This window comes from Caldithrix sp., from assembly GCF_056497305.1.
In genome coordinates, this window is the sequence record NZ_JBSMDE010000194.1 from 24,034 (window position 1) to 50,493 (window position 26,460).

The 26,460-nt window shown below is 44.1% G+C and carries 21 protein-coding genes; all 21 read right to left on the bottom strand.

Translation table 11 applies throughout. The annotated features are described in order from the left end of the window. Positions 1–31: 31 nt before the first annotated feature. A complete protein-coding gene (locus tag ACWB0I_RS15700; protein WP_479389024.1) occupies positions 32–2,548 on the bottom strand; it encodes a hypothetical protein in 2,517 nt (838 codons plus the stop codon). An 80-nt stretch (positions 2,549–2,628) separates the two neighbouring features. Then, entirely contained in the window at positions 2,629–3,798 is a 1,170-nt protein-coding gene (locus ACWB0I_RS15705; RefSeq protein WP_479389025.1) for a glycosyltransferase family 4 protein, read from the bottom strand. After that, a complete protein-coding gene (locus ACWB0I_RS15710; protein ID WP_479389026.1) occupies positions 3,795–4,862 on the bottom strand; it encodes a glycosyltransferase in 1,068 nt (355 codons plus the stop codon). Before ACWB0I_RS15710 ends, ACWB0I_RS15705 begins: the two co-directional genes overlap by 4 nt. Positions 4,863–5,012: 150 nt before the next feature. Further along, the gene (locus ACWB0I_RS15715; RefSeq protein ID WP_479389027.1) at positions 5,013–7,241 is read right to left on the bottom strand and encodes an alginate lyase family protein; all 2,229 of its coding nucleotides are present in this window, start codon (positions 7,239–7,241) and stop codon (positions 5,013–5,015) included. A gap of 5 nt (positions 7,242–7,246) precedes the next feature. After that, a complete protein-coding gene (locus ACWB0I_RS15720) occupies positions 7,247–8,317 on the bottom strand; it encodes a phosphotransferase (protein ID WP_479389028.1) in 1,071 nt (356 codons plus the stop codon). Between the two features lie 14 nt (positions 8,318–8,331). Continuing rightward, positions 8,332–9,366: a polysaccharide deacetylase family protein gene (locus ACWB0I_RS15725; RefSeq protein WP_479389029.1), complete on the bottom strand. Its 1,035-nt coding sequence runs from the start codon at positions 9,364–9,366 to the stop codon at positions 8,332–8,334. Next, the gene (locus ACWB0I_RS15730) at positions 9,359–10,501 is read right to left on the bottom strand and encodes a glycosyltransferase (protein WP_479389030.1); all 1,143 of its coding nucleotides are present in this window, start codon (positions 10,499–10,501) and stop codon (positions 9,359–9,361) included. Before ACWB0I_RS15730 ends, ACWB0I_RS15725 begins: the two co-directional genes overlap by 8 nt. After that, a complete protein-coding gene (locus tag ACWB0I_RS15735) occupies positions 10,491–11,867 on the bottom strand; it encodes a glycosyltransferase family 4 protein (protein ID WP_479389031.1) in 1,377 nt (458 codons plus the stop codon). The genes ACWB0I_RS15730 and ACWB0I_RS15735 overlap by 11 nt, the downstream gene beginning before the upstream one ends. 22 nt (positions 11,868–11,889) lie before the next feature. After that, a complete protein-coding gene (locus ACWB0I_RS15740; RefSeq protein WP_479389032.1) occupies positions 11,890–13,182 on the bottom strand; it encodes an O-antigen ligase family protein in 1,293 nt (430 codons plus the stop codon). Positions 13,183–13,185: 3 nt separating this feature from the next. Continuing rightward, entirely contained in the window at positions 13,186–14,400 is a 1,215-nt protein-coding gene (locus tag ACWB0I_RS15745) for a lactate racemase domain-containing protein (protein ID WP_479389033.1), read from the bottom strand. Continuing rightward, complete coding sequence (locus ACWB0I_RS15750; RefSeq protein ID WP_479389034.1) at positions 14,397–15,887, bottom strand: lipopolysaccharide biosynthesis protein; 1,491 nt, start codon at positions 15,885–15,887, stop codon at positions 14,397–14,399. The genes ACWB0I_RS15745 and ACWB0I_RS15750 overlap by 4 nt, the downstream gene beginning before the upstream one ends. Before the next feature lie 18 nt (positions 15,888–15,905). Continuing rightward, the gene (locus tag ACWB0I_RS15755) at positions 15,906–16,598 is read right to left on the bottom strand and encodes a GNAT family N-acetyltransferase (RefSeq protein WP_479389035.1); all 693 of its coding nucleotides are present in this window, start codon (positions 16,596–16,598) and stop codon (positions 15,906–15,908) included. A 21-nt stretch (positions 16,599–16,619) separates the two neighbouring features. Then, complete coding sequence (locus ACWB0I_RS15760; protein ID WP_479389036.1) at positions 16,620–16,862, bottom strand: acyl carrier protein; 243 nt, start codon at positions 16,860–16,862, stop codon at positions 16,620–16,622. A gap of 15 nt (positions 16,863–16,877) precedes the next feature. Further along, on the bottom strand, positions 16,878–17,939 hold the full coding sequence (locus ACWB0I_RS15765; RefSeq protein ID WP_479389037.1) for a hypothetical protein: 1,062 nt from the start codon (positions 17,937–17,939) through the stop codon (positions 16,878–16,880). 3 nt (positions 17,940–17,942) lie between these two features. Beyond that, entirely contained in the window at positions 17,943–19,094 is a 1,152-nt protein-coding gene (locus ACWB0I_RS15770) for a glycosyltransferase family 2 protein (protein ID WP_479389038.1), read from the bottom strand. A 3-nt stretch (positions 19,095–19,097) separates the two neighbouring features. Beyond that, positions 19,098–20,228, bottom strand: a complete 1,131-nt coding sequence (locus ACWB0I_RS15775) for a DegT/DnrJ/EryC1/StrS family aminotransferase (protein WP_479389039.1) — start codon at positions 20,226–20,228, stop codon at positions 19,098–19,100. A 1-nt stretch (position 20,229) separates the two neighbouring features. Beyond that, positions 20,230–21,348, bottom strand: coding sequence for a GNAT family N-acetyltransferase (locus ACWB0I_RS15780; protein ID WP_479389040.1), 1,119 nt, complete (start codon positions 21,346–21,348; stop codon positions 20,230–20,232). A gap of 14 nt (positions 21,349–21,362) precedes the next feature. Next, positions 21,363–22,397 (bottom strand): FemAB family XrtA/PEP-CTERM system-associated protein, encoded by a 1,035-nt coding sequence (locus ACWB0I_RS15785; protein ID WP_479389041.1) that lies wholly within the window; start codon positions 22,395–22,397, stop codon positions 21,363–21,365. A 91-nt stretch (positions 22,398–22,488) separates the two neighbouring features. Next, positions 22,489–24,825 carry a GumC family protein gene (locus ACWB0I_RS15790; protein WP_479389042.1) on the bottom strand — a complete coding sequence of 779 codons (2,337 nt, stop codon included), beginning with the start codon at positions 24,823–24,825 and terminating at the stop codon, positions 22,489–22,491. A gap of 18 nt (positions 24,826–24,843) precedes the next feature. Then, a complete protein-coding gene (locus tag ACWB0I_RS15795) occupies positions 24,844–25,527 on the bottom strand; it encodes a polysaccharide biosynthesis/export family protein (RefSeq protein ID WP_479389043.1) in 684 nt (227 codons plus the stop codon). A 16-nt stretch (positions 25,528–25,543) separates the two neighbouring features. After that, complete coding sequence (locus ACWB0I_RS15800; protein ID WP_479389044.1) at positions 25,544–26,362, bottom strand: STAS domain-containing protein; 819 nt, start codon at positions 26,360–26,362, stop codon at positions 25,544–25,546. Between the last annotated feature and the right edge of the window lie 98 nt (positions 26,363–26,460).

The window sequence follows — 26,460 nt, forward strand, 5'->3', positions numbered from 1 at the left end:
CGGCCCCCTTTAACACATTAATATTCCAGGATTATTTCAATCGCAAACCTTTCGGTTTGGCCGGCGGTTGGCCGTCACGATTGCCCAAAGGATTGACAATGTAGGTTTCAGAACCGTTTATGTCGGTTTCAAAGTAGAGTACGCCCGATTTGATCAGATTGCGCTGACCTTTGTAATCCCAGGTTTGCATGGAACGTTCACTGCGGGCCATGAAATTTTCACTTTGCGAGCCATACATGCGTGTAATTTCGTAAACCATATCGGGCAATAGACCGCTAATCACATGGATGGTTCGGCCCTGGCCATTGATATTGTAAGTCACCGTTCCAGTGTTTAAACTATCTTTCTGATAGAATAATGTCAGAATGTTTGGACGAGACGCACTCTCTCTCTGGATGAAGACGCCCTGCATCACGTTGCCACTGCGTATGGATTGAAGTTCGGTCATTTCCGGCGTGGTATTGGCATCTGCCGCTTGAAAGACATTTAAAAAGAGTTGCTCCTGGCTGAAACTCGTCGGTTTTACAGAGACCTGCCAGCGATGGGTTTTAATGGCCAGATGGTGTTGGCGTTTCATGACATCGCTATCGAAGCGTGCCACACGCGTCACCTCAACCCTGGCTTGTTCTGGTAAAATAGTTTTACAAAATACAACGCCATGGGCATTGGCGCCCCCCACATAATCGCCGTCTCCACCATCGCCGTCTTTTTCACCCCCCAGGCCATTGAACTCCTTAATGATCACCTGAGGACCAATGTAGGCCGTTCCAATACGATCGCTGGTGCCGGAACCTGTGGTCAGGTCCTCTGAGGACTGATAATTCAAGGCTTCCGGTTTCCAGGGGACATGATACACCCATTGCGGGTTGGACGGTGCAACCGTCCGATCAAAGACAACCAAAAAATCAGAATCGGTGGCCGGATTTTCACCCGGAAACCAAACATATTCACGGACATGTTCCACACCTTGCTGAAACATGGGCGAGCGGTTGACGCGAACATGGTAAAAGATTCCGTCCCTTTGTGTCACCTGTTCAATGCCGCCCCAATCGTAGTCCCCCTGACCGTTAACCGCTGCCTGCAGATCGGACGGATCGGCCATGGATTTGTGTTCTACTGTGTGGCCGCCTTCAAAATAGATGATATTGTTCTTATGCGCTCCCAGATAATCATCCAGGTTGCCATAACCGCGATGCGCCACATTACGTGTGTTGACCAGCTCGCCAAATTTGGCCAGGGCAAAACCGGGGGTATCATCCGCCCCACCGTGACCTTCAAAGCGGTAATGTCCATCCATAACCATAAAAACGCCATCAGCCGGATTATCAAAACCGGTGCGGGCTGCAAAAATGCCTAAATGTTTGGCCCACAACGAATGCCCTAAATTTAATTGCTCAGGCAATTTTTCCTCTACCGAACGATGGAGCCCTAAAAATCCCCACAGGTAGTGATGTTCGTAACTGCCCCACTGTACGTCGTACGTTTCAATAAAATGGCGCAATAGGCCGGCCTGGTCACTCAACCCCACCTGATCCAATATGCGCGGCAGCGCATACATTTGCTCGCGCATGGAGCGATGTTCAAAAGAAGGATCGGTTGCCTCGGCAATACCGGTGCGAATGTACGAATAATGTTCATTAAAATATTTGTGCGGGTCCAACATGTAATACATGAACCTGGGATAATTGGCTATGGCATTGCCGTTTACGGTTGAAGTTTGAGAAATGTAATCCTGCCCTGTAGCCGTGTACCAGGCATCTATATTCAAAAAATGGGTGCGCGGATGCCAGCTGGAATAACCGATCCACTCCGACCAACCGCCACTATTTCCGGCTACAAAATTATGAGCATCGAGATAGCCGTAATTGAGCATCACCTGATCAAAACTTTCCAGCGCCTGATCCGCTTCCTGATCAATTAGCCCGTCGCCCCAGAAAGCCAGCCCAATGTACCAGGGATAACAGCCCTCATAGTATTTACTGCTGAACATTTGCTCCGGGGTAAAAACAGGATTACTTAAACTGACGTCAAAGACCTTGTGCGTAACAGGCCTGTCGCGAACCATATCGGCGATTTCTTTGCGCTGGGCCTCTGTCATGTAATGGTACGTCCAATCATAGGTTAAGGCGGCGACATAAGCCAGTTCATCTCCGGCTTTTAAGCGGCGGATAAGGCTGTTGATTGCCCTCTCAGCATATTTTTCAATTGGAATGGGATAATTGATACCCTGCACCTGGCCGATGGCAGCGATGAAGGCCTGGTGTACCATCACGGCACGCAGGGGATCATGCCCCGCTTCACCCAGGACATTGTAATCATCATTGTCCGACATCTCAGCAGCCCAGTTCACGTAATCCTGATACTCATTTCTGTACTCCTGAGAAAGCACTTCTCGCCAGAAAGGCAATTTGTCAACGGTAATGTGCAACCGCGGATGTTCATGCCGGGCCAATGGAGAATCGGATTTTGGGGTAAAGGCAGAAACAGCGCCTGTAAGGGCTAAAATTAATGTAAAAATTAGACACAAATTTACAACATTCTTAATCATCGTTTCCTAAACTTTTTGATTTTACTGGCCTTTGCTAGCATTTAAGTTAATTAAAAGCAAAAGCAATGCCAGAGTTCATTTTATTTTTTAGCCTCAATAAGTCTCTGGGCAATTTCCGCTGTTTTCTGTGCATTACCCAACCAGGTAAAATTTTTGATCACGTCCTGCCGGGCGGTTTTCCCCAACCGCTGCCGCAAATCCGCATCCTTGATCAGGCGCAGCAGATTTTCCTTCAAAGATTCAGAATCATCCGCTTTGAAAAGCAGGGCATTTTCACCATTCCTTAAAATGTCGCGGATATTTTCCATGTCCGGGGCCAAAATGGCTTTCTCCATGGCCATGTATTCCAGAATTTTCATAGGCGAAGAATACGGCGTGGCATGGGGGCTAATCGCAATATCCATCATGGCAATGTATTGCTGAATTTCGGCATGAGGAATACGCCCCAAGAAGCGGATCCACGCTTCTTGGCCTTTTTCCAGGTTAAATTCCACCAGTTCCTGATAACTGGGGCCGTCGCCTAAAAAGATCATGGTGGCGTTCAGTTTAGGCAGATTCAAATCTTCTAACACGGTAATCAGTTTATCAATATTGTGCCAGCGACGTAATATTCCCACAAAACCCAGTACAATCTTGCCTTCCAGATTCAGTTTTTTGCGTAACGGTCTGTCGTCAATATTCGGATTGAAGCGCTCTGGATCCGTACCATTGGGCAACACCGTGATCTTTTCTTCCGGCACACCATAATCCATCACAATCTTTTTTAAAGGCGTGGAAACCACAATCACATGCGGGGCGGCATTAAAAATCTTCTTTTCACCATATTGCGACAGCCAGGGAAAGTACAATTTTTCCCACTGCCGTTTCTGGATAGAGTAAGGCGAATTCACTTCCAGAATGAGGGGCAGATTGTTCTTTTTGGCAGCCCATAAAGCAGCAAAACTGAAATGCGCATACCGATCGTAAATAATATCCGGTTTAAAGTCATTAATTGCTTTTTGCAACATGCGTTTGCCCTTGATGTTGTAAGCCACTTCAGCCAGTTCGTAAACCGGGCCGGGAATACGATTTTTAATCCAATCCCAGCGCGACTCCCTGGCATCCTGCGCTTTACGAAATTGCGTTTTTTCGCCCACTAACGAGACCACCATAACCTGATGCCCAAGCTGAATTAAGCCATTGACAATGGATTGAATGTGAATGCCTTCGGCTCCGTCGCCCAGAGTTCGGTGGTGATACAAAATTTTCATAAACCGAGCACCTTTATTTCATCTACAATCGTGTCTTTAATTTCCGGGGGCGTAATTTGCTGGACAACCTGTTCGTGATTTTCCAGCACATAACGCACTTTTCCCACCATGTCCTGCACATTACGATTCTCATAAGTGACTGTGCCCGGTGGGCGACTCCCATTGTCGCAGGCCACCACAGGCACTTTTAACGCCAGGGCTTCCAGCACAGAAGAGGCAATGCCATCCTTAAAAGGAGTTCGCAGGTACAGTTTGGAGCGCGTCATGATGGTTAAAAAGGCGTCATGATCCTGATCGCCGGCCAGAATCACATGCTCTTCAATCCCCAATTGTTTAATGAGCGCCCGAATTTCCTCAGAGCCTAAATCAGAGCCCATGATGATCAGCCCAAATTTGGGGTAGGTTTCTACCAATTTGGCCACGGCATGAATCATGTCTTCAATGAAAAATTCCGGTCTGAAAAACACATAGCTACAGATGACCGGATCGTGTTCGGCAAAAAATTGTTCCACTTGCGGTTTTAGTTCCACTTTCTCAAAATTCAGGTACTGCTTACTGAAAGCCTGGATGGGGATAATTTTGTCCGAATTAATTCCATACCCCACGATCTTTTCTTTAACCGCTTCGTTATTGCAAATAATGTGACGTGGCGCTGTAAAGATAAATTTGTACAGCGGCGTTAATAAAGGCGCTTTAAATTGCGGAAAATATTTTTGTACCGGACCGGCGTGAAAAGTAATCACCGGACGCCGAAATGTCAACAACGAAATAAGCAGAGCCAGAGTCGTCAACACAAATCCCTTGGGCGAATCGCCGTTTAAATGCATGTGGATTAAATAGCCCTTTAGCCGGTATTTAAATACCTTTTTAACATAATCCAGCCCGCTAAATACCGGAATAAAATCGCGACCGGTTAAAAAGCGGCCCTTACCGGTGTTGAGTACTTCACAAATGTGGCCCTGTTTTTCCATTTCCTGCTTCAGAAAATAGATGCGCATCCCCCAACCGGCACGCGGGGGTGGATAGGAAGAAATCTCCAGTACTTTTATCTGTTTGTCCTTCACCGTTTTAAGCTCCTTTAGTGATTGGTTAAATGATTGATTAATTGATTGGCCTCGTCTGTCATTCCGATTTTCCCCCTCTCCCGATTTTTCGTTAGGGGGAGAGGGCCAGGGGGTGAGGACTACTCCCCCGCTCTACGGTTGCCTCCTGAATCACCCCACCCTGGTTACTAACGAAATGGTTTCCTCCCCGATCTGTAGCGTAATGGCCTCATCCGTCTCAATTCTGTACATCTGTTTTTCAAATTGCAGTTCTATGCCTCCCCTGCTGCGACGAATTTGCCACTGCTCCTCTTTGCGTGTCGGCAAAAACAATGTAAGAGCCTGCAGCGGGAAAGCGGTTTCGGCCGTTATTTCCAGCAGCGGAGCCGGCGTCCTGGCTCGATAGGTGGGCGAAATCCAGCCCTCTTGCGGCTCCTGACCTCCTTCAAAGATATGCTGCTGCCACTCAGCGGAAAACAGAGGTTCAAAAAGGAGTTGCAGGCCTGCGCCCGGTCCCTGAACTCTAAATTCTCTGTTCTGTTGTTCAAATGCAACTTTTGTTTTTTGATTAAAATGGAAATACCACTGCACTGTTGCGGAAAATGCATCCTGAGCAAACAGGGAATCGATGGCCAGCCAGAAGGTTTGGTCCACAAAGGCAAAGAGTCGCCGATGCACCGGCGCATGGGGTAAGCGCTGAAAACCGTAATGTTCAGCTTCCACAAGGGCCAGACGCTCCTGCCCTACCGTGCGCAGCACCTTGAACCTGGGAGCAAAGCTCCACTTTAAAATGCCTGTTTGCTTGGCCTGCGACTGCCTGTTGATGGTCAGCGTGTTGTGGGCAGCCGTGCTGCGAAAATAGCTGTGCCAATCATACGCCCCCCGATAATTTGAAAAACCGGGGTCAATCAATAACGATTCGCCAAATGGGGCAATTTCGATGGCCAGCAGATCGGCATGACCATGGGCCGCCGATGACCTTTCGTCATGGAAAACGCCATCCGCCAGGGGCCCGGCATCCATAAAGGAAAAATGGGCATCGGCTTTAAATCCTGAACGAAAGATGTAGTAACCGGAATGTTTGAGAATAATATTTTGGGAATGCGGTGCCTTTTCTCCCAGCTTAGCAAAACACGCTTTTTCCTCCTCAGACAGCATCCAGAAAGCGTCCTCTTGCAAACCGCCGGACATAAATTTCATATCTTCACGCTCAAACCACGCCGCGCCAAAACATTGATACGAACGAAAATCCCAGTTTGTTGGATCAGAAAAATAGATGGATCGCGCATCGTCGATATCGCCTATGAAGGGCAAGGCGCCATCGGGCCGCATCATGTACATGGAAAACTCAAGGGCCTTTTCCACACGGCGCAGCATCTTTTGCGGAACCGTTTGGCCATTGTGTTTGAGCAGGGATATGGTTTGCAGATAAAAGCCCAGGGTAAAATGGTGATAAAAGGTGGCCTGTTCCACGCTGCCACCATCCGCATGAAATTGCTTTTCTACCTGATCGTTTAAAATCTGTAGCGCTCTGGACGCCCAACCATCGGCCTCTTTAAATACCGGAAACAAAAATCCAATCGCAAACAGCGCAGCCGTTTCGCCGATTAAATGGTTGTAAGGGCTAAAGTAAAGGGAAAGATGATCGTTCAGGTGTCTGGCGCTCCAGTACAAAATTTTTAAAATGGTGCGCATCGTGTCCGGATTGGGCCGCTGACCTGCGGAATAAAAATAGAGCGTCCAGATCAGGGCCAGGGCACGCACTCCTACTTCCAGGGCGCTGGCCCAGGCAATTCCGGTCTGAAAAGGATTTTTGCGGTACCAATCAGAAATCAAATCGTCTACCTTTTTCTGGTACCGGACATCCCCGGTCAGATAATAGGCTTTGGCAATTTCAATTAAAAACTGCAACCGATTCACTTCCCACACGTGTTTTACATCGCCTGGATTCTGATTGGTAAAAATATCAATATCTTCGTAAAAGCCAGTAGGAAAAGGCTTCAAAGAAACCGGATCGGATTGCCAGGGAATGGGATCAGGCAACTGGAAGGAAACCCCTAAAAATTGAAAGCGATTTTGCAAAAATTTTTCGGCCCGGTCGATGCTTAAAGCAAACTTTTCCGGAAATTGTTTTTTGAATATGGCAGCCTTGTCCGCATCAAGAGGATCGGCAAGGGTTCTGAAATAGCGCCGATCCAGACTGAGGGTAACAATTTCATTAGATTGAAATACTTTTTGTAAAGAGGCATGCTCTTCTGAGAAAAGATTAAAATCATCGGAATAATAGGCCTTCACACGGTCTTTCAGATGTTTTCTCTCGCGGGCAATAATCAACTTTTCGCCCAGCCGAAAGCGGATTTCGTCCATGGAAAGCGAACGCAAACGTTTCAGTTTACTCATTACAGTCATTGCTGCACCGTTTCCTTTAAGTCTTTTAGAACCTGTTTCGCCAGATAGCGATTGTACACATTTTCAATTAAGCCATGCTCCCAGAAACGGGAAATTTTACCTAAATGCGTTACCTGATGAATAAGAAAGAAGATTTTAAACAGGGGATGCTGATTCGCCTGCGGATCGCCATAGCCTTCCAGAAAGGCCTGCTGCATTTTACGCACCACCTGTTTTTGAAAGGACGGTTTAAAACCCAAAAGGTAAAGCTGATGGTAAAAGCGTGCCAGGTCTTTGTAGGGCGAATTGATCTCGCACTTGCCAAAATCCAGAATCGTTACTCTATTTTGGGAAACCAGAACATTGGACAACGAAAAATCGGTATGCGTAAAACACAATGCATCTTTTTTTGGTCCTACCTGTTGCCATTGATTTTGCAGATAGGCAAGAATCTTTTCTTGCCAGCCGGCATCAAAGGCGATGTGAGGATTTTTAACCATTTTTTGCATGCGAATCAATAAATATTCCTGCAGATAGGCCAGGGAAACAGCTACCGGTTTTTCCAGATAGGGCACATCATCGTCAGTGGGAAAGGATTGGAATATTTTTAGCCACTCTCCGCTTTGGGCAATAAAGTGCAACACCTGAGAGAGCCATGAATTAGAAGGTAATAAGCGGAGAGTGTTGGTCAAACTCAGTAAATTTTTGCCCGGACTCTCACGTGTGACAATGATTAAGTGCTGTTCATCTAACCAGAGCGGTTCAATAACCTGAAAACGGACATTGGGTTTAAACTTTTCAAACCAGTAGCGACTGATGGCGTACTCTTTTTTAATATTGAAACGTTGCCTGGGCAGATCAACCACCTTGTAAAGTTTGACAAAGTATGATTCCTGCGGTCTGTTCCGGACTGCCATCTTTAAAATCAGGGAAAAGGGCCTTTCCAAAAACTGTTGCACCTCTATCTGCTGCGGAGACCAGGAGAGATGTTTTTCCAGCAGGCTCATGAGCTGATCATAGTTGAGTTGTAGAGTCTTGCGCTTGTAATGGCGATTAACGGTCCGTTGCGCCCTAAAGGATGTAATCATGCCTTCCGCCCGAATCAGTACGCGTTATGATATTTACTCTTTTTGCTTCCGCAGACATAGGCCTTAAAAACCGGCAGGTGCATTTTGCTGGTGATATTAATACGCCGTAAACGGTACAGGTCATCTCCGGATTGATTGTAGCCCGGGATCTGAGTTAGAGCCAGGGCAAAGCCCAGACTACGCATGATCTCGATGTGTTCCCCGGTAAAATCGCCCGGCTGACCATTGGGGTAGGCAAAAAATGTACAGGGCTGGTACGTGTGTTCTTCGATCAACGTTTTCGAACGTTTCAACTCCTGCTCTACACTCTGAAGGGTTAGCATGCTCAACAAAGAATGGGTGTGCGTATGCGAACCAATGTCCATGCCCCGGTCGGCCATCTGTTTTATTTGAGGCCAATCCATAAAAGCGTAACGTTCCGGCACTTCCTGCACTGGATGGGTAGACACTTCTGTTTTAGCTTTCAGTTGTTGTAACAACTGATCCGCTTCCTGGCGTTTGAGCGTCTTCATGTATTTGCGTAACGCTGAGGAAGCTCTGATTTTTTCTTTTTCTGATTGCAATGTAAAATGGAACTTATGCTCTTTAAATTCCAGGGTCACCGCCTTTTGGGCTGTTCGGAATAAGAGGTAATTTACCCAGTCGGTCCAGAGGCAGTCGTTGCTCCCCACCAGCGCGGTGGTTACAAAAAAAGCAGCCGGCAGATCGTTTTTTTGCAGCATCGGCCAGGCATACTCAAAGTTATTCCGGTAACCATCATCAAAGGTAATAACCGCGTAGTTTTCCTGCAAATCACCGGAGGTCAGCACACGGTGAGCTTCTTTCAACGAAATAACTTTAAAGACGCTTTTCAGCCATTTTAGTTGTCGATCAAATTCAGAAACGGACACCGCATTCCGATTTTCGTAAGCGGTAATGTTTACCGCATCGGGCAAAACGGAGTGATAGGTAAAAATGGTAACCGAAGGCCATTTTTTACGGAATGCCTCCCTATTTTTACCCATCAAATCCCAGAGAATAAAAAAAGCTCCTTTGATTAAATCACGCATAAAAAACCTTCTTTTTCTCCATCCATTGCAGATAAAGATTTTCGTAATTCTGGATCATCACCGGCAAAGAAAATTCTTCTCTTGCTTTACGCATGGCGTTCTGGCCTAATTCTCTGGCTTTCTGAGGATTCCGGATTAACCATTGCAACGCTTTGCTCAACTCCTCAACGGAATTGGAAGCAAATAGTAAACCGTTCTGGCGATGGTCAATTAATTCCGGCGTGCCCCCAACATTGCTGGCCACCACCGGCAGCCCTGTGGCCATGGCTTCCTGAATGACATTTGAACAACCCTCACTTAAAGAAGGCAAGACGAAGATATCAAAAGCATTTAGGTATCCTGGAATATCTTTTCGATAGCCCAAAAACTGCACATCGTTTTGCAGATTTAAATCGCGGGACAATTTTTTTAATTCTTCGACCAGAGAATACTTGGGCGTATCGCCAATGATCATAAATTTAGCTGCCAAATTTTGTTTTTTAAGTTCGGCCAGGGCGCGAATCATCAACTGATGATTCTTGACCTTCATTGGCCGGCCCACTGTACCGATCAGGATGGTCTGGTCATCAGCAAGCAATTCCTTACGGTACCTGGCTCTTTTTTGCGCGTCCGGCTTAAAACGCGTTACATCGACCCCATTGAGGATGGTAACAATTTTTTCGCGCTTAATCCCGATAGTGCGGCTCAGTTCATCAGCCAGTAAGGACGAAACCGAAAGCAACTGATCGGTTAAGTTAAAGAGTAAACGCTGAATCCATTTTCTCTTGAAATCCTTGTGAAACGTACCATGCTCGCCATGCAAAATGACCGGTACTCCGGCCAGTTTAGCCCCTAAAACGCCTTCCAATAGTGTGCCCCAGGAATGACTGTGCAAAATGTCGATTTGTTCTTTCTTAAAGGTTTGCCGCAATCTTAAAATTAGAGAAGGATCGTTGCCCTCTTTTTTGTTCAGGGGGATCAATCTGGTTTTTTCCGTGTCCAGATTCAACGTATCAAATACTCGATCGAAAACGATCAAAAACGTTTCAAAACGTTCGCTGTCCATCCCGTTGAGCAGCTTGACAATGCCCATCTCTTTACCGGCTGGTGAAAGATAATTAATCAGATGAGCCACGCGAATCTTTTTAGAGTTCATTCAAAACCTTTTCAAATTGTTTGGCATATTTCTGATAATTGAACTGGTCGATGTAGTCCGGATCCGGATTAAAGGGATAAGAACGATTCAAAATGGCCAGAATGGCCTCTTCAATGGCCTGGATATTTTTTGAAGGCGCCAGTAGTCCCAAATTTCCTCCTTTTAAAATTTGATGCGTAGCGCTGTTCTCCTCTGCAATGGCCAGAATGGGCTTACCGGTGTAAATATATTCAAATAATTTAGCCGGAATTTGCAGGTCGGTTTCCGGTTGAATCAACAACAGGGCGTCTGCCTGGTACATGGTTCGAATGCTTTCCGCAAAACTCACCGGCGGTTTAAAAACAACGTAATCCTCTACCTGTAGTGTTTGTACCTTTTGATAAATGAATTTTAATTCCGTGACCACGCTTCCGATAAACTCAAATTTGACCTGCCCGGGCGTAATCAATTTTTCCTGATGCAATTGGCGAATGGCCTCCAGTAATGGTTCCGGATTCCTGCGTTTGTACAATGTACCCAGATGGACAAAACGGAAGACTCCCTTTGCCGAGTTAACAACCGGTGGGGTGGAATCCAATACAAAATCATCGGGATCAAACCCGTTGTAAAACAGGATGAACTTTTCCGGCTTTTCATTTTTGTACAACTTTAAATATTCATCGCGCATTTTAGAGGTAACAAAAAACAGTTTATCGGCGCTTTTAACGCACAATCTTTCCACCGCTCGCTCAGCCAGGTAACGCAAAACATGGCCTCGATCCCAGCGCGAGAGGGCCCAGGGATCCCTAAAATCGAGCACTAATTTTTTGTGCATCAACTTTTTTAAAATCATGGCAATAATAAAGGCCGAATGCGGGGGAGCTGTGGTTAAGATAATGTCGATTTTTTCATGTCTGATCACCCGAATTCCTTCGGCCACAGCGTGCGGAAGCCAGCCGATATATTTATCAGGAAATTCAAAAATAGCAAAGAAAAAACGACGCAAGGCGTCAATCACATTACTTTTCCAGCTCCCCCCGGAGGACGCAACAATTCCTGCCTTTTTTTTATCGACTGAAATTTTAACCGCTCCGGAGGTTTTTTTTCGTTTTTTTAACAGGGAACCCAGGCTCTGTTTTAAAAAGGTAAACAGATGGGTTAAATCGCTTTTGTGCGTTCTAAATACTTTAACCGATGGGGGAATCTTGGCCTGATTGCCCATCAACTGGCCCAGCTCCTGATTGTAATATTCTTCCTTTAAGGTTAATACTGAAAAATTAAATGTATTGTGGTCCACGTATTTCAAAATTTTAGCCACGCGTCGCGTTCCCACCGATGGATTGGGTGGGAAATTGACCGTCACAAATAGAATATTCTTTTGACACATATTAAACCTTTAATAATGATGATTAAACTTCTTCCAGGGCTAATTCCTTTTCGGCATTCTCATAAATTTCATTGACCTGAATATTTCTTAAAGCCACGGCAAAGGCCCCAAACCAATAAATAACCTCTGAGTAGAGCCGATTGTGAAACATTCCGGCCACCAGAATACCGATTAATCCCATTTGAATGGCCATGGCATCCACATAGTAGCGATAGCTCGGCGCCTTAAAGCGATCGCGCCGAATGCGGCCCAATATGAGGAATGTGTGAATAATAAAGCCAAAAAATAAGATAACGCCCACAAAGCCCCATTCTACCAGCACCAGGAAAAAGGTATTATGGACGGTCTTCGCTCCCTTTTCTTCCATGACCTCTCGTAATTCTGGAACATAATCCATGACCAGCGTCTGATAGCCGTCGCCTCCAATTCCAATAGGATGATCTTTCCACATTTCAATAGCTCCGCGCCACAGGTAAATGCGGCTGGAAGCGCTACCTTCCTGTTCATAATTATCGATGGTCTTTTGCCGTTCCCAGAATTGTTCGTTGGCCAGGGTGAAAACCAAAATGGCCCCACCCACCAGCGCTAGAATAACGCGCCAGCGCAATCGGCCTTTAATCCAGAAAACGGCCAGCAAACCGATGACCAGAACTGCCACAAAAGACGCTCTTGAATTGGCCAGAATGATTAAATTGATCAGAAAAGGGACTGAGATGAGCGTAATCACCTTCTCCCAGTTTTTACCGATTAAAAAGTAGAGACCAAAAAAGGGCAGCATGGCAGCCACATGTGCGGAAATGGCATTTTCTTCTGTTGAATTGGGCGCGATGACGCCCAGGTCTCTGTTCGAGCCCCGTTCATAGGCGATGCGCCCGAAATTTGCCACCCCTAACAACAACACCCAGATAATAAAACGAAAGTGTTTTGTCTCGCGAATGATGTACATCATTAAAAAAATTTGAATGGTTAGTTTGTAGAAGATTTCCGCTTTTTTAAAGCTCGCCTTGGGATCAACCGCGAAGAATGCGCTGATAAAATACATCCAGAGCGTAAAACCGATGAGCCAGAAAATGAGTTTGTAATCTGCGCTGTGCAGAGGTTTTAGCTTTTTCCGGTTAATAATCAAACTGACCAGCGTGACTACGGAAATTAAAAAAGACCAGCGAAAATCGGGCAAGCTGCTCCCCCACCACTGATAGGGAGGATGGTTGTGCCATTCAAAAATATAGGTGGCCACGCCAAAATACGGATGCCGAAAAGTTAAAACCAGACCCGTAAAATAGAGTATTAAGAATAAAATAGCTGAAATAGACATGGTTCAACGGCTCGCTAATTGTAAACTGGCAAAAGGGAAAACGCCTACCCGCGGTCGGCGCGGCAAATTCTGTTCTAAAAAAGCGCTGAGCTTTTCTCGCTCTCTGAACAACAAATAGTCGGAATGAAAAACAGCATAAAATGCATCGTCCGAAATGTTCGGCGAATAAAAGATTAATTTTCGACCTTTTAAAAAGCGCAAAGGCCTGGGCTTTCGGTAAAGCCGCCCGCCGGGTTCAAACAGGCCGTGATGCCCCAATCCTTCGGAACAGGCCGAAGTGACCAGCACCATTCCCTGCTCACTGAGCAGGGAACCCCCGGCCGATTTTAAGGGGATAAAAGCATTTTCGGCCTGTAACAATTCTGTGTCTTTGGGATAGGCATTGAGAACGAGCAGGTCGTAAACCTTTTCCCGAGGTACGGAAGTTAAATAGAGCTGACGCGCTTTTTCAGCCGCCTGGCGGTGGGCCTCCTTAAAATCGCCGGTAAACAGATCGGCCATACTACGGTCAGCATTAATGACCACACCCATAAAATATTCCAGGCCAATCTGTTCCACAAGAGATTCTATCACCGACCGGAATTTATTATGTTCAACATCGCCCAGCTTACCCATAAAGCCCATTAAAACCGACTTATGGGTTTTGCTGATAATTTCAAGATCCGAAATACCCGGGATCAACATTTTAGCCCCACCGCTAAATCCGGCAAAACTGTGGGGGGTTAAGCCGCTAATTACCATTCTGAAATCGGCTTGCAAATAGTGCTTGTTTATCTTAACCTCGGTTTTGCCCCATTGCAATCCGGTGGCCAGTGTTTCTGCCGGATTGTGGTTTAAACAGAGATACTGCTCAACAACACTCTGTCCGATTTTTTGAGCCATTTCTGCTTTGTTTAACGGACGGTGAGAACCCAACCCCACTAAAAACGAGATTTGTTGCTTTGCAAAGCCCAGAACATGAAGCCTTTGTAAAATAACTTTAATCAAAGGCTCCAGCTTAACTGGCCTGGTCAGGTCATCGACCACAATGACTATTTTTTTGGGCGCTTGTTGGTTTATGGCTTTGTCCAGATCAACCAGTTTTTCCACAATGGCTGTTTCAGTCATGCGTGGCTGATTTTTCAAATCGTAATAATCGATATGAGCTTCAGCCGGTAATTCAATATCCAGGGATGAATCCCGATACCATGCGCCCCAGGGCAACGATATCACACTCATTTACTCACCGCTTTTTGTTTAGTGCGATTGAATTTCTGCAACACAGAAGTTATTTCCTGTAAAAGGTTTTTGTAGGTAGCATCCCTTATGATGAGATGGGCCACAATCAGGGCAACAAGCGAAGTACCTGCAAGGATAAAAAACATGGGAATGCTTTTAATGTCAAAATAGGGAAGCGCTATTTTTAATGCCACCAGACTAAAAAAAATCTGAAACGAACTGTACATGACCGGCGCTTTTTGCGTTGTCCAGAACTCTTTTAAGCCGAACGGCAGGCCTTTCAGGATGATTCGTAAAATCAAAAGACCATACACCAGGGTAGAAAGCACCACGGCTACCGCTACGCCATTGATTCCGTAAGGCATAAAAAGCATGATGGCCCCGCCTAACAAAATCAGGTAAACAACCTGAGCTTTTATTCTTTGATTAATAAAATCCATGGCAAAGATCACCGGAAAAAAGGTGGAAATGATGGTCTTGACCAGGCCGGAGCCGCACATAATTTGTAAAGGCACAATGGTATTTAACCACCGGGGGCCATACAAATTGTAAACCAGTGAAGGCGCCAAAAAGATGAGCCCGATCAATATGGGATAGGCCACCAGAGAGGTGTAGCTCAATACCTGAGTAAGATTTTTCACCACGCGTTGAGCGTCATCTTTGATCTTAGAAAAGGCAGAAAAAAGCGCTTCGTTCATGGAACGACCGATTTGCCGACGCGTCATGTCCATCAGATTAAAGGCCCGCTCATAATAACCCAATGCTTCGGTGCCCAAAAATCGCCCGATCAACAGATAATCAATATTGTTAATGAAATAGTTTAGATATTGAACAAAAGAAACGCGCATGCCATAGGAGTACAGGTTTTTAAAGATGGACCGTTTAAAATAGAGTCTTGGCACAAAGCGGGCAAAAATAACCACCAGAATCAGGTTAACGAAAACCGAAGCCACCTCTCCAATAATTAAACTCCAGACGCCAAATTGCAAGATAGCCAGGACAATAGCGATCGAATAACTGGTAATGGAACGCGCGGAGCGGGCAATGGAAATGCCTTTAAAATTTAAGTCCCTTTTTAAAAGGCTTTCGGCAATCATGATAAATGTATTTAAAATAAAGCTGATCGAAATAACGCGTACCAGATTAATGACGCGCTGGCTGTGAACGAATTGCGAAAAATATGGCGCTCCAACAAAGAGCACGGTAAACACCAGCAGATTTATGATTAAACTGGCCGTAAAAACCGTGTCTATTTCGTTTTTATTAATTTCCTTTTTCTGAATCAGAACGGTCGAAAAGCCAAAATTGGTTAAACGCCGACCAAATCGGATGACAATCAGAGTTAAACCATAAAGCCCAAAATCTTCCGGAAATAAAATGCGGGCCAGAATAATGGACGTAATCAAGCGCGAAGTTTTAGAAAACAGAATATTGAAAATATTCCATAAAACAGCGACTTTTGTGCGCTCTTTTAAATCTTTGGGCAATGTCAGATTCCTCGTAAATTAGCGGAAGGAGGGCACATTAAGCGACGGCTCTTCCGGATTTTTTGCTTTTACTGTAAAGTGATAGGCTTCGCAGCCGGCGTCGGCCTTAATGTGGTAACGGCCTAAAATCTTTATGATGCTTACCTTGCCAATATTAACATACCCCATGCGATAAACAGACCGCAGTGAAGCGAAGTTGTTGGTTTCCACGTAGGAAATGAGTCCCTTATACCCCTCATTGGTAACCGTCTCCAGGGCTTTGGCCATACCGATGGCATGTAATCTTTGCCCTCGATATTTGGGATGCGTGTAACCTTTGTACATGTACACCCACACAGGATCATAATACAGCACCAGGTCTCTGGTGATGGGCGTTGGTTTGGTGGAATACCATCCATAACTGGCCAAAAAGTCTCCATCCAGGATAGCAAAGCAGCGATCGCCATTGGACAAAGCGCGGTCTAAAAATTTTTTTGACAACTGGGTTTCCGGATCATCACTGTATTTTTTAACCTCATCAACGGTTAAAAACTTGTGCGTGTATTGCGGATTGCCCTGTAAATACTTTGGATTCAGGGTCTGCATGGTAACAATCATACCTTGCAATTCTTTGTAAAAAGTAATCTTATTTAAAAACGAATATTTAAGCGCATGCAAAACGCCCCTGAAGCCAAATTCCTTTTGAATTCGTTTTAAATCATTCAAATTCATAATTTCAATGCCTTTTGTTGATTATGACTGTCTGGAGTGAATGTAATTCACAATTGCATTAATACTATCAAAATTTTCAGGATAAAGATCATCGTCATCTACCTGAATATTAAATTTTTGTTCGATAAAATTAATGAGATCCAACATTTTAACCGAATCGATGATTCCCAGTTCTAAAAGGGAGTCATCGTAGTCGAGTTGTTCAAATTCTTCCTTCAACGATTCGTCATATAAGAAATTTATGATTTCTTTGTGCAGATCCATATTTCACCTCCTTCATTACGCATCTCTATCGCCAACGGTCATAAACCAGTTGGCTCCATTTAAAACCATATTAGCTAATCTTTCATTTTGCGATTCATTGGCATAGGCAATTACCGATGAAGTAGCGTCATTTCGCTCCTTAAAGCCGATTTCTTGTAATAATGGGATTATCGGATTATTTATCTGTAAGATGAATGAAAGTGTGCCTCCGAACCTCTTTTTGTACACCGTGTTAATGAATTCAATAAAAAGCGCTTGAATTTGCCTGTGATAGTCTCGGATCAGCACATCGATAACATGCACCACGTCCTGTTTAACCGTAAAAAAAATCGTCCCCAGTAATCTATTATCCAAAAAGCAATCAAATTGCTGATATGAAAAGTTGGGATGTTGGGCAAATTTCCAGTTTAAAAATTTACAATTTCTGATTCCAATGACTTTAAACTGATTTTTCATCTCATCGAACACCTGTTCGTGTTGCTGGTTGCACTGGACGTTTGGTAGAATTTTACCCTGCACTCTTCCGGAGCCGGCCAGGGCATATTTTACACGCCATACGGTGTTTACAGGCCAGGCCAACATTCTGGCCAGTGTGGGAATAGTTATTTTATCTTTTAGATAGCGATCTATTTTTAAGGGCAGGGCAAAGCGACGCATTTCACTCATTTTTTTATGCCCCACTCTAAAATGAATGACCTCCATCCTCTTGTTGGGATGGGCATAAAGGAAAGGCACCTGACCGCTATCCACACCGTTTTTAGCTTCACGCCGTAATTTTAGAGCTACCCCCAGGGTTCGATATTTCTGGTCAATTGAGAAGTCACCGCAATTCCAGGCCATATATTCTTTTCCTTCTACAAATATCGGCCTGGGAAAAACCCCGGTAAAGCCCACGGGGTTTCCCGTCTTATCATCATAGATCAGCCAGGCTGTGGCCCGACCGAACGGATTATTTAGATAGATCCAATCGAATCGTTTTTCGTAATCCGTATCGGTGCGGCTCCTGTTCCGCTGGAGGATGGCAACAATCGTCTCTTTATCCTTTTCCAGATCAGCTACTTTAACATGATATCCCATCGTTTACTCCTGGCGTATTGTCTTCCATGTGGTGTACGTTTTCCCCCTAAAAGCATCCCAGATGCCCTGTAAAGAAGCCAGATTAACCATATCAAAATAATAGATGAAATTAACAAAAAAATCTGAACGTTTCCCCTTACGATCGCGCAGGTAGCCCCAGAAAGCCAGAGCATGAAAAAGTATCTGTGCAACCTGGCTCAACCGGTAAAAGGAGCTTAGACCTGTTATCTTAGCATTGCTTACAAAAATAATCAGCACAAAGAGTCCCCCCAACCAGCGCAACAATTTGTGGCTGAAGATTTCCCAGGCAAACAATCCGGTTTTAAAAGGGTTGAGCACCTGGACATTTTTCCACAACCCGCGCCAGCTACGATTCACAATCCGGCGTTTTCGCCAATATTCCTTTAGAAAAGAGGGCGCGGCTTCCTCATAACAAATGGCATGGGGATTAAAAATGCCACGATACCCCTGTAAAATAATGTGCAGCGGGTTTACAAAATCATTAATATCATCGGCGGCCAGTGGTTTGAACAACTTTGTACGGATGGCATAAATGGCTCCGTCGCCGCCTACCACAGAACCGATTTTCGACTCATTGATTTTCATTTTGATCTCAAAAGACCAGTACAGCTCTTCCTGGTTGGCCGACGCCTGGCTTTGATTTTCATAATAACGAGCATGCCCCACAACATATCCCACCCCGGGATCGGCAAAATATTTGACCAGTTCTTTAATAGCTTGTTTATCATAAATGGAGTTGGCATCAGAAAAGACCACAATCTCGCTGTCAATCTTTTCCATTACTCTGGTAATTCCAAAGGTCTTTCCGCTTCTCTCCTTAATTCGGAATAGATGTACCCTTTGATCCCGAAATGCTTGAACCCGTTTATCGGTTTGATCGGTAGAAGCATCTGAAACCACCCATACCTCGAGCTTATCTGCAGGATAATCCAGTTCCAGAGTGTTTTGTATCTTGTCCGCAATGACACTTTCTTCATTAAAGGCAGAAATGATCAGGGAAACAGACGGGCAATAATCTTTGTCCTCTTTTACCGCTTTTGTTTTAAACTTTGCCAAAAGGATTAAAAGAAATGGATAGCCCAGATAGATGTAGATTAAAATGAAGAACGTGATCCAGAATATGAATTTAGCCATGTGTTATTTCGCCAATTGATTAAACTGTTCGCAAATAAAATTTAAGTGTTTGGCAGTCAGGTCCTGATGAATGGGTAACTCCAGGATCGTCTGGCGCAGGTTCGCTACTTCCGGAAAACGATCTGCCGGAATATCAGGGTGCCACTGACGCCAGAACCTGGCACAGTCGATGCCACGTCGGGTTAATTCCTGAAATACGGCTTCTCTGTTGTCAATCTTCACCGGGAAAAACCAGGGCACTGCGCCTTCGGGCAATTCTGAATACAGATGAAATTTCTCAGGAATATGCTGTAACATAAACCTGAAATTTTCTCTCCTCCTGGCAATCACCTTATCAACCGAAATTTTATTGATTAAATAACGAGAGAGTTTTGAAATTCCCCAGGTTGCCTTTGTTTCATCAAATCCGGTATCGAGCACAGGGACGCGTTCCACTTCCATTTTATCAGCCACGGATGACAACCTGCTTTTGGCTGCCTGTAATTTTCGTCCCATTCCGTTAAATCTTAAATCAAGCCAGTTAAAAAACAGACCGGCGCTTCTACTCAAAGTGGACAACATCTGCGGCGCCTGGGTTTCAATCTCAAACTGGAAATTTTTCTGGTTAATAACCAGCCCACCACCATTGGGAATGGGCAGGCTCTTGTAGAAACAAAAAATTCCAAAATCTCCGAAACTACCCAGAGGTTTGCCTTTGTAAGTGGAAAATAATCCCAGAGCATTATCTTCGATCAAAATCAGATTGTATTTTTTTTTCAACTCCAGAATTTTGTCCAGATACTGTGGAATACCCACATAATGGATGAAATACAAAACGCGAAAGACCCTGGTTTTTAACTGTTCTTCGAGCCCTTCAAAATCGATGGTTGTGTCGCTATGTACATTGTAATACGCCAATTGCAAACCAGCTGCCAAAAGGGCCCTGATTTCATTGCCATGGTTGTAAGCCGGAAAAAGCAGTTGGTCAATGCCTTTCGATTTTAAATATTTACCTAAAAAATAGATGCCATTACGGGCAAAATAAAACAGGTGTAAACCAGTGGCATTGAATGGGAAATAGCGCTCAAACACCTTATTGGAAAGTTTCAAAAAATAAAAGGGGCTGATGGCCTGCAGGGATGGAATATATTTCATCTTATTTCACAATCTTCTGTTTTAGAGTTCTCAGGAAGTTTACCTTTCTTAGAGCCGGCAGTAATTTTGCATTGACCTGATACAACAGGCGCCCCTTGAATGTATTTCCATAGATGTATAGGGTCGCATGTTGATTTAGCTGGTTGGTCCATTCCAGCTTCCAGGGCATGGAAGGGCCTAAAAAATCGAAACGTTGTAATTTTTGTTCGAACAATTTTTGCAACAAAAAATAGATCATAATTTGTCCTGGTGAAAATTTAGCCACTGATTCATCATAGGCCACTTTGAGCAGGTAAAAAACCTGATCGTAGATAATCGAAAAATTGAAGGCCACCAGGCGTTGGCCAAAATAGAGTCCCCCAAGATGTAACAGGCCTCGTTTGTAAAAGTGATGGGCCACATCAAAATAAAAATTTTTGACGTTTTGCGATTTCAGAATGGCCGACCCCTGTTTACCTTTCCATCCGCTGGCTTCCAGTTCCAGCCCGGCCCGGACAAACGCTTCCAGCTCCTGAGCATTTCCCTCAAAAACGCGATATTCAATCTTGCCATGTTCTTTTTCTGCATTGCGCATGCGTCGTCTTAAATTCCGTCGAAAATGCCCTCGCAAACCGGCAAAATAGCTTTCCCAGTCGCCTGTCAAATCCAGATAGGGAGGTCGTTTTTGCTCCTCCAGGCTAAATTTTATTTTTTCTTCTTTTAATACCTTGATGGTCAGATCATCATAAATGAATTCCCGAAACTTAAAAAAATCAAATTGGTCTCTATTTTGAACAGCCTTTAACCAGAAACGAAAAATGGCTTCTTTTTTTTGAGGCGCCAATGTCAACTGAGTACGGAAGGAATGCGAATTGGCGGTAAAGCTCAGACCTTTAAATTTTAAACCGAAGTGCATTTCTTGCTGATTTTTAATAAGCGGGATGATACCAATAATTTGTTTCTCATCATCGGTAATAATGTGGATTATATTATTATCCTTATTTTCGACAAAGTGAAGTATCCAGAGATTAATCCATTCGAACGAAGTAAAAGGATTTGCCCTGTTTTCACTCGATTGGATATGATTCCAGTCTTCTGTCAATTTATCGATTTCTTTAAAGTGATATTGGATTAAATTCATAGATCCTTTCTATGTTATGGTATTTTGTTCACTATTGAAGGGCCGGCCAAATTGGTAAACCATAGTGGCAGTTTTCGCCATATTTTGATGGCCAGCTCGAATTTGGGATTCTCTTTGTTCACTTCCGGCAACTGCCCTTCCGGCCCTAACAGATAATACCAGTAAAGTTGTATTTCCTCTCCCCCCCACTGCTTTTTAAAGCGATGTGTACCGCCATCACGTGTTCCCCGTCCAAAATCAAAAACGCGGTAGCCATTTTCAATAGCTACTTTAAAAGCTTCCCAGTAGAGGAGCATATTGGGGCTAAAACGATTGTATTTGCGCAATGAAGACGCCCAGGGAATTTCCATTGTTTGTTTATAGCCTATTAAAAAGGCGGCTGCAACCGGTAATCGGTCTTTGGAATAGACAACCACAATATGCGTTTGTTCTGGAAGTAATTTCAGGATGATCTGAAAGATGTTTTTTGAATACACCGGTGTTCCGAGGTCACGCATGTTGCGGCAAAATACATAGTAAAAATCATCCAATAAATCAAGATGCCCGCTGCGCGCGAACATGCCCTCTTTTGTAGGGCGTTTTATCTGGCTGCGTACTTTTGCTTTAAAACGCTTTAACAGCTCCTCTTCATTTTCCGGCAAATTCAGATAAAAGGTCACCTTGTTGGTCTTTACCGGTAAATCGAAGGCCTGCGGTTGATGATAACGAATCTCCAGCACATCTGATTCCGTCTCTGTGAGCAATTCATGCATCTTCGTCAACAACGCGCTTTTGGCCTGTTCCGACGTCCAGAGGGGCCCCCCATAATTTACATAGGGTAACGAAACCAATTGTTTGCCGGCAATAAAGGTATGAAAACGCACCACAGGCAGGATGCCCTCTATCTGCTGCTGATTGTTTTCCACAAAGTAGTAGAGAGTCTCCCGACCGAAAGCGGTTTCGAAGATAGTTTTCCATAGGGTTTTATGATAGATTTTGGCCCAGGGATGGTTATCTACAAATCGGTCCCAATCCTGATGCCTCTCTTCAGTCAGTTTTTTTAAATGCATGTTCTCGCCCGCGTTATTAATAAAATGGGGATTCGACAGACATCAAATCCCCACTCTTTTGAAACAATTGAACATTTTTTTAAAAACAATCTCAATAATTGTAATAAGTGTAGCGATATTTTTTATGATCAAAATCTTCTTTGGCAAAATTCAGTACAACACCGACCATTTTTTTGTTCAGGTCGCGATATTCATTGATCTTGGTTTTTAATTGCACAATATTCGATTTGCCCGCCCTTACCACCAGCAAACCGCCATCTACATACCTTGATACAATGACTGCATCCGAAGCCACGGCCAGAGGGGGCGTATCCATAATGACGAAACCAAAACGGTGGGAAAGAAAGGCAATCAATTCCTGTGCTCGGCTGCTCCCCAACAATTCAGATGGATTGGGGATAGGAACGCCGCTGCTGATCAAATACAGATTGGGGATATGGGTGGATTGAATAATTTTGCGCACATTCTCATCCGTAATATCGGCATTACTGTAAAGAAAATCGGAAAAACCAGGTTTCTTTTTGCAGGCAAAAGAGTTGTGCAATACGCCTCTTCTCAAATCGGCGTCGATCAGAATGGTCGGCAGTTTTTGCTGAGCAAATGTAATGGCCAGATTACCGGCATTCAAGGATTTTCCTTCATCTGGATTGAGCGAGGTAATAAAGATTGATTTCAATTTCCGATCCGAATTGAACAACAACTGGGTTCTTAAACTTCTGTAAGCTTCGCCTACCGGTGTAGGAGAATAGTCCGCCGTTACCAGCTTAGGGTCCACGCGCACTGCATCATCAAATTTTACATCCACAATCTCTTTTTCTGTTTTAATAACCGGGATTTTACCAATCACCTTTAAGGGAATGTTCTTTTCCAATTCTTCGGCGCTACGAACCGTTTTGTCAAAAAAGTCCAAAACCAGAACGACCACAATACTAAATCCCAGGCCTACAAGCAAACCAAACAGGGCAATCTTCAAATAAGTTTTGAGTTCACTGATTTTCAAAGGGACCACGGCTCTGTCCAAAACAACTACATCACCAACTTCCACGGCGTCGGCAATTTTAGCCTGATTGTAACGGACTAATAGAGAAGAATACACTTCATCGGCCACAGAACGTCTGCGTTCCAGTTCGGCCAATTTCAACTCTTTGGCCGGTAATCTTCGTATTTTGCTTGTGTTTTCAGAAATCTTGCGATTTAAATCGGTTATTTGATTGTCAAAATTTTTAAGGACGTTTTGGGCCGTTAACAGGACTTTGTTCTCCAGATCTTTTAATTTTTTGGCATTTTCTTTTACATAAGGATGAGAGGGGGCGTACTGTCCCAATAAGCGGTTTCGATCAGCGGTTAATGTGGTAAATTCCGAGGCCAACGCCGGGGCTGTTGGGGCTCCCTGAGAACCTAAAAATGAAATAATTTCATTTAACACAGAATACCGATCTTCTCCAGTTTTGGATTCCAGGCGCTTGATCAAACTTTCCAATTCATGTTTTAAATTGGAGATTTGCGTTTTTTGCGTTTCCAGAACAGAAACACTACTGATGGCCCCTGTGGCATCTGCAGTTAAACCGACCCATGGATTTCTTTCACGAAATCTTTTCAGTTCCTGAGCCGCTTCGTCCAATTCCTTTTTAGCGGTTTGTAGCTGTTCTTCCAGAACACTCAACACCTCTCTGGTCTGGTATTTTTTCAGATTTAGATTTTCTTGTACAAACTGATCTACAATTTCATTGAGTGTTTGCGTAATTAAATAGCGGTCTTCGCCTTTTAAGGTTAAAAGAAGTAGAGTTCTTGCTCTATTTTTAAACTGATAACTCAAAGAACTCAATAAATTCTCAATGGCCCGAGGTCTTGAATTCACCGTATAAATTAATTCTTTATGAGCGTTCCAATACTCTTTTCTTAACTTTAGTCCCACGCCGCCATAAACCACAATTCCATCTTCGGGGTAGTCCACTTCCAGAACTTTTTTGTCTTCAATGGTATGATCCTGACTGGTGTAAAACAACAACAACTTATTACCCTGTTTTTTCAGGACAAATCGCCCCTTCAGGTAATTGGGTTGTAAAAATACGCTATCGGCTGCTTCATGGCGATCCACACCGCTAAAGCGCACCACCAGACTAAGGTCATCCACCACTTTACCCAAAAACTTGCGGCTCATTAAAATACCCAGCTTACTCTCAAAATCCGGCCGGCCTCTTGAATCAATTTCACTTAAAGAGCGTGTATCCTGAAACTGCAGCAAAGCCTGAGTTTGGTAAACCGGCCTGGGACTTATTTTGTAGAGAAAAGCGGCCGTAAATAAGAAGCCAATGATAAAAAGCGCCAGCATCAGCCATTTTTTTCGTCTGAACAAGCGTAAGTAATGATGCCAGTCCATCTTGGAATCGGTTAAATTTAAATCCGGTGATTTCTTTTGATTATTCATAATTTTCCCTTTTAACTATCATCTACTCCGTAAAATTAAAACATCACGCTGATACGTATTGTAAATAGCCCAGATGGTCGTGGCAAAGGTCAGGATGGGCATGACATCGCGTACCGTGTCCCAGAACGTTCGCCGGGTTGGGGAAGGCGTCCAAAAAATATCGCCTGATCGAAAACCCATATTTTTTAGAGAAACGCCGTTTTCAAAAAATTTGGTTAAATCGCCAGATCGATCATCTTCTCCCCTTTGCCAGTGCATCTCGTAAATCCCGTCCTCCATCAAAGTGCCTCCGGCCAGATTAACCAGGTCCCAGAGTGAACTGTTAATATCCACATAATAAAGCCCTGGCCTGGTGAAGCCCCCTAAAAGGCTGACTCTGACCAGTGGTTTAACATAGACATTGGGATAGCGCAAATAATTTTCGTAATGTTTTTTAAGAAAGGTGACTAACTGCGGTACGCTCAATTTGGTTACCTGCACTTTTCCAATAATTGGGAATTCCGCAAAACCACGATCATCAATAGGATAAACACCGTTTAAAATGGAAGTGGTATCGGGCAGGGTAGAAACCATCAAAGCATCGCCGGGTTTAAAAGGAAATTGCGCCCATCCCGGATCCATATAAAAATTTAATAACGAATCCTGAGCATAAACCGACGCACTCATGCTGAACAGAAAAAGAATAAAGATCAGTTTTCGCATATCTTCACCTATTAATTTAACATGATCGATAAAAACGATATCTTTTGGCTTTCGTATCCAGGTCTAAATCGCGTAAAATTTTGTACAGCCGAAAGATGCTTACTTTTGTCTTGCCAAAATGAGGATGCCTTAAAATTTTCTTAATCCCCCAGATACCCACTAACGGATTCTGAGCAATGACACGTTTGACCTTTTCCGGCAGAGGCAAATCGGCCAGTTTCACTTCCGATTGCAAAGAAGTGGGCACAAATTCATGGGTAGCTTCTTTACCAAATTCGGTTGAAGACAGAGGGGAGGGCGTCTCCCTTTTGTCTTCTTGCTCTTTGCCTTCTGGCTTTTTTTCTGTTTGGTCAGAAACAATTTCTTCCAGGTCTATTTCTTCAACGGTTTCTTCCATCTCTTCTACCGGCTCAGGTTGGACAACTTCCGTTTCGTCCTGGCCGATTTCCTCAATGACCATGTCAATCTCTTCTTCGTCTTTTTTAAAGGAGGCGGCAGCCGCTTCAATACTAGGATAGTCTTCAAGAATATGATAAAATTCCAGCATCTGATACACTTCGTAGATATCGGGATTCATATTGGCCAGTTTGATATCCCCTCCACGATCACGAAATCGCTTAATCTCGCCCACAAACACGCCCCAGCCAGCGCTACTCATATAATGAACTTTGCTAAAATCAACAATGACGCGATAGCATCCACTTTCGATGATATTGTCAAATAACCGTTCCAGCTGGTAACTATTGGACTGGTCAACATGGCCGCCCAGCTCAACCAACATAATCTCACCACTCTGATCGGCAAATTTTGATTCAATTTGTAATTTTTCCATCATTTCTACCTTTATTTATAGCTCCGCCACGTCAATTACACCATTTTAGTGTAATCTACAATATCATCCAAAACCACTCTGATTAATATTAAAATAGCACA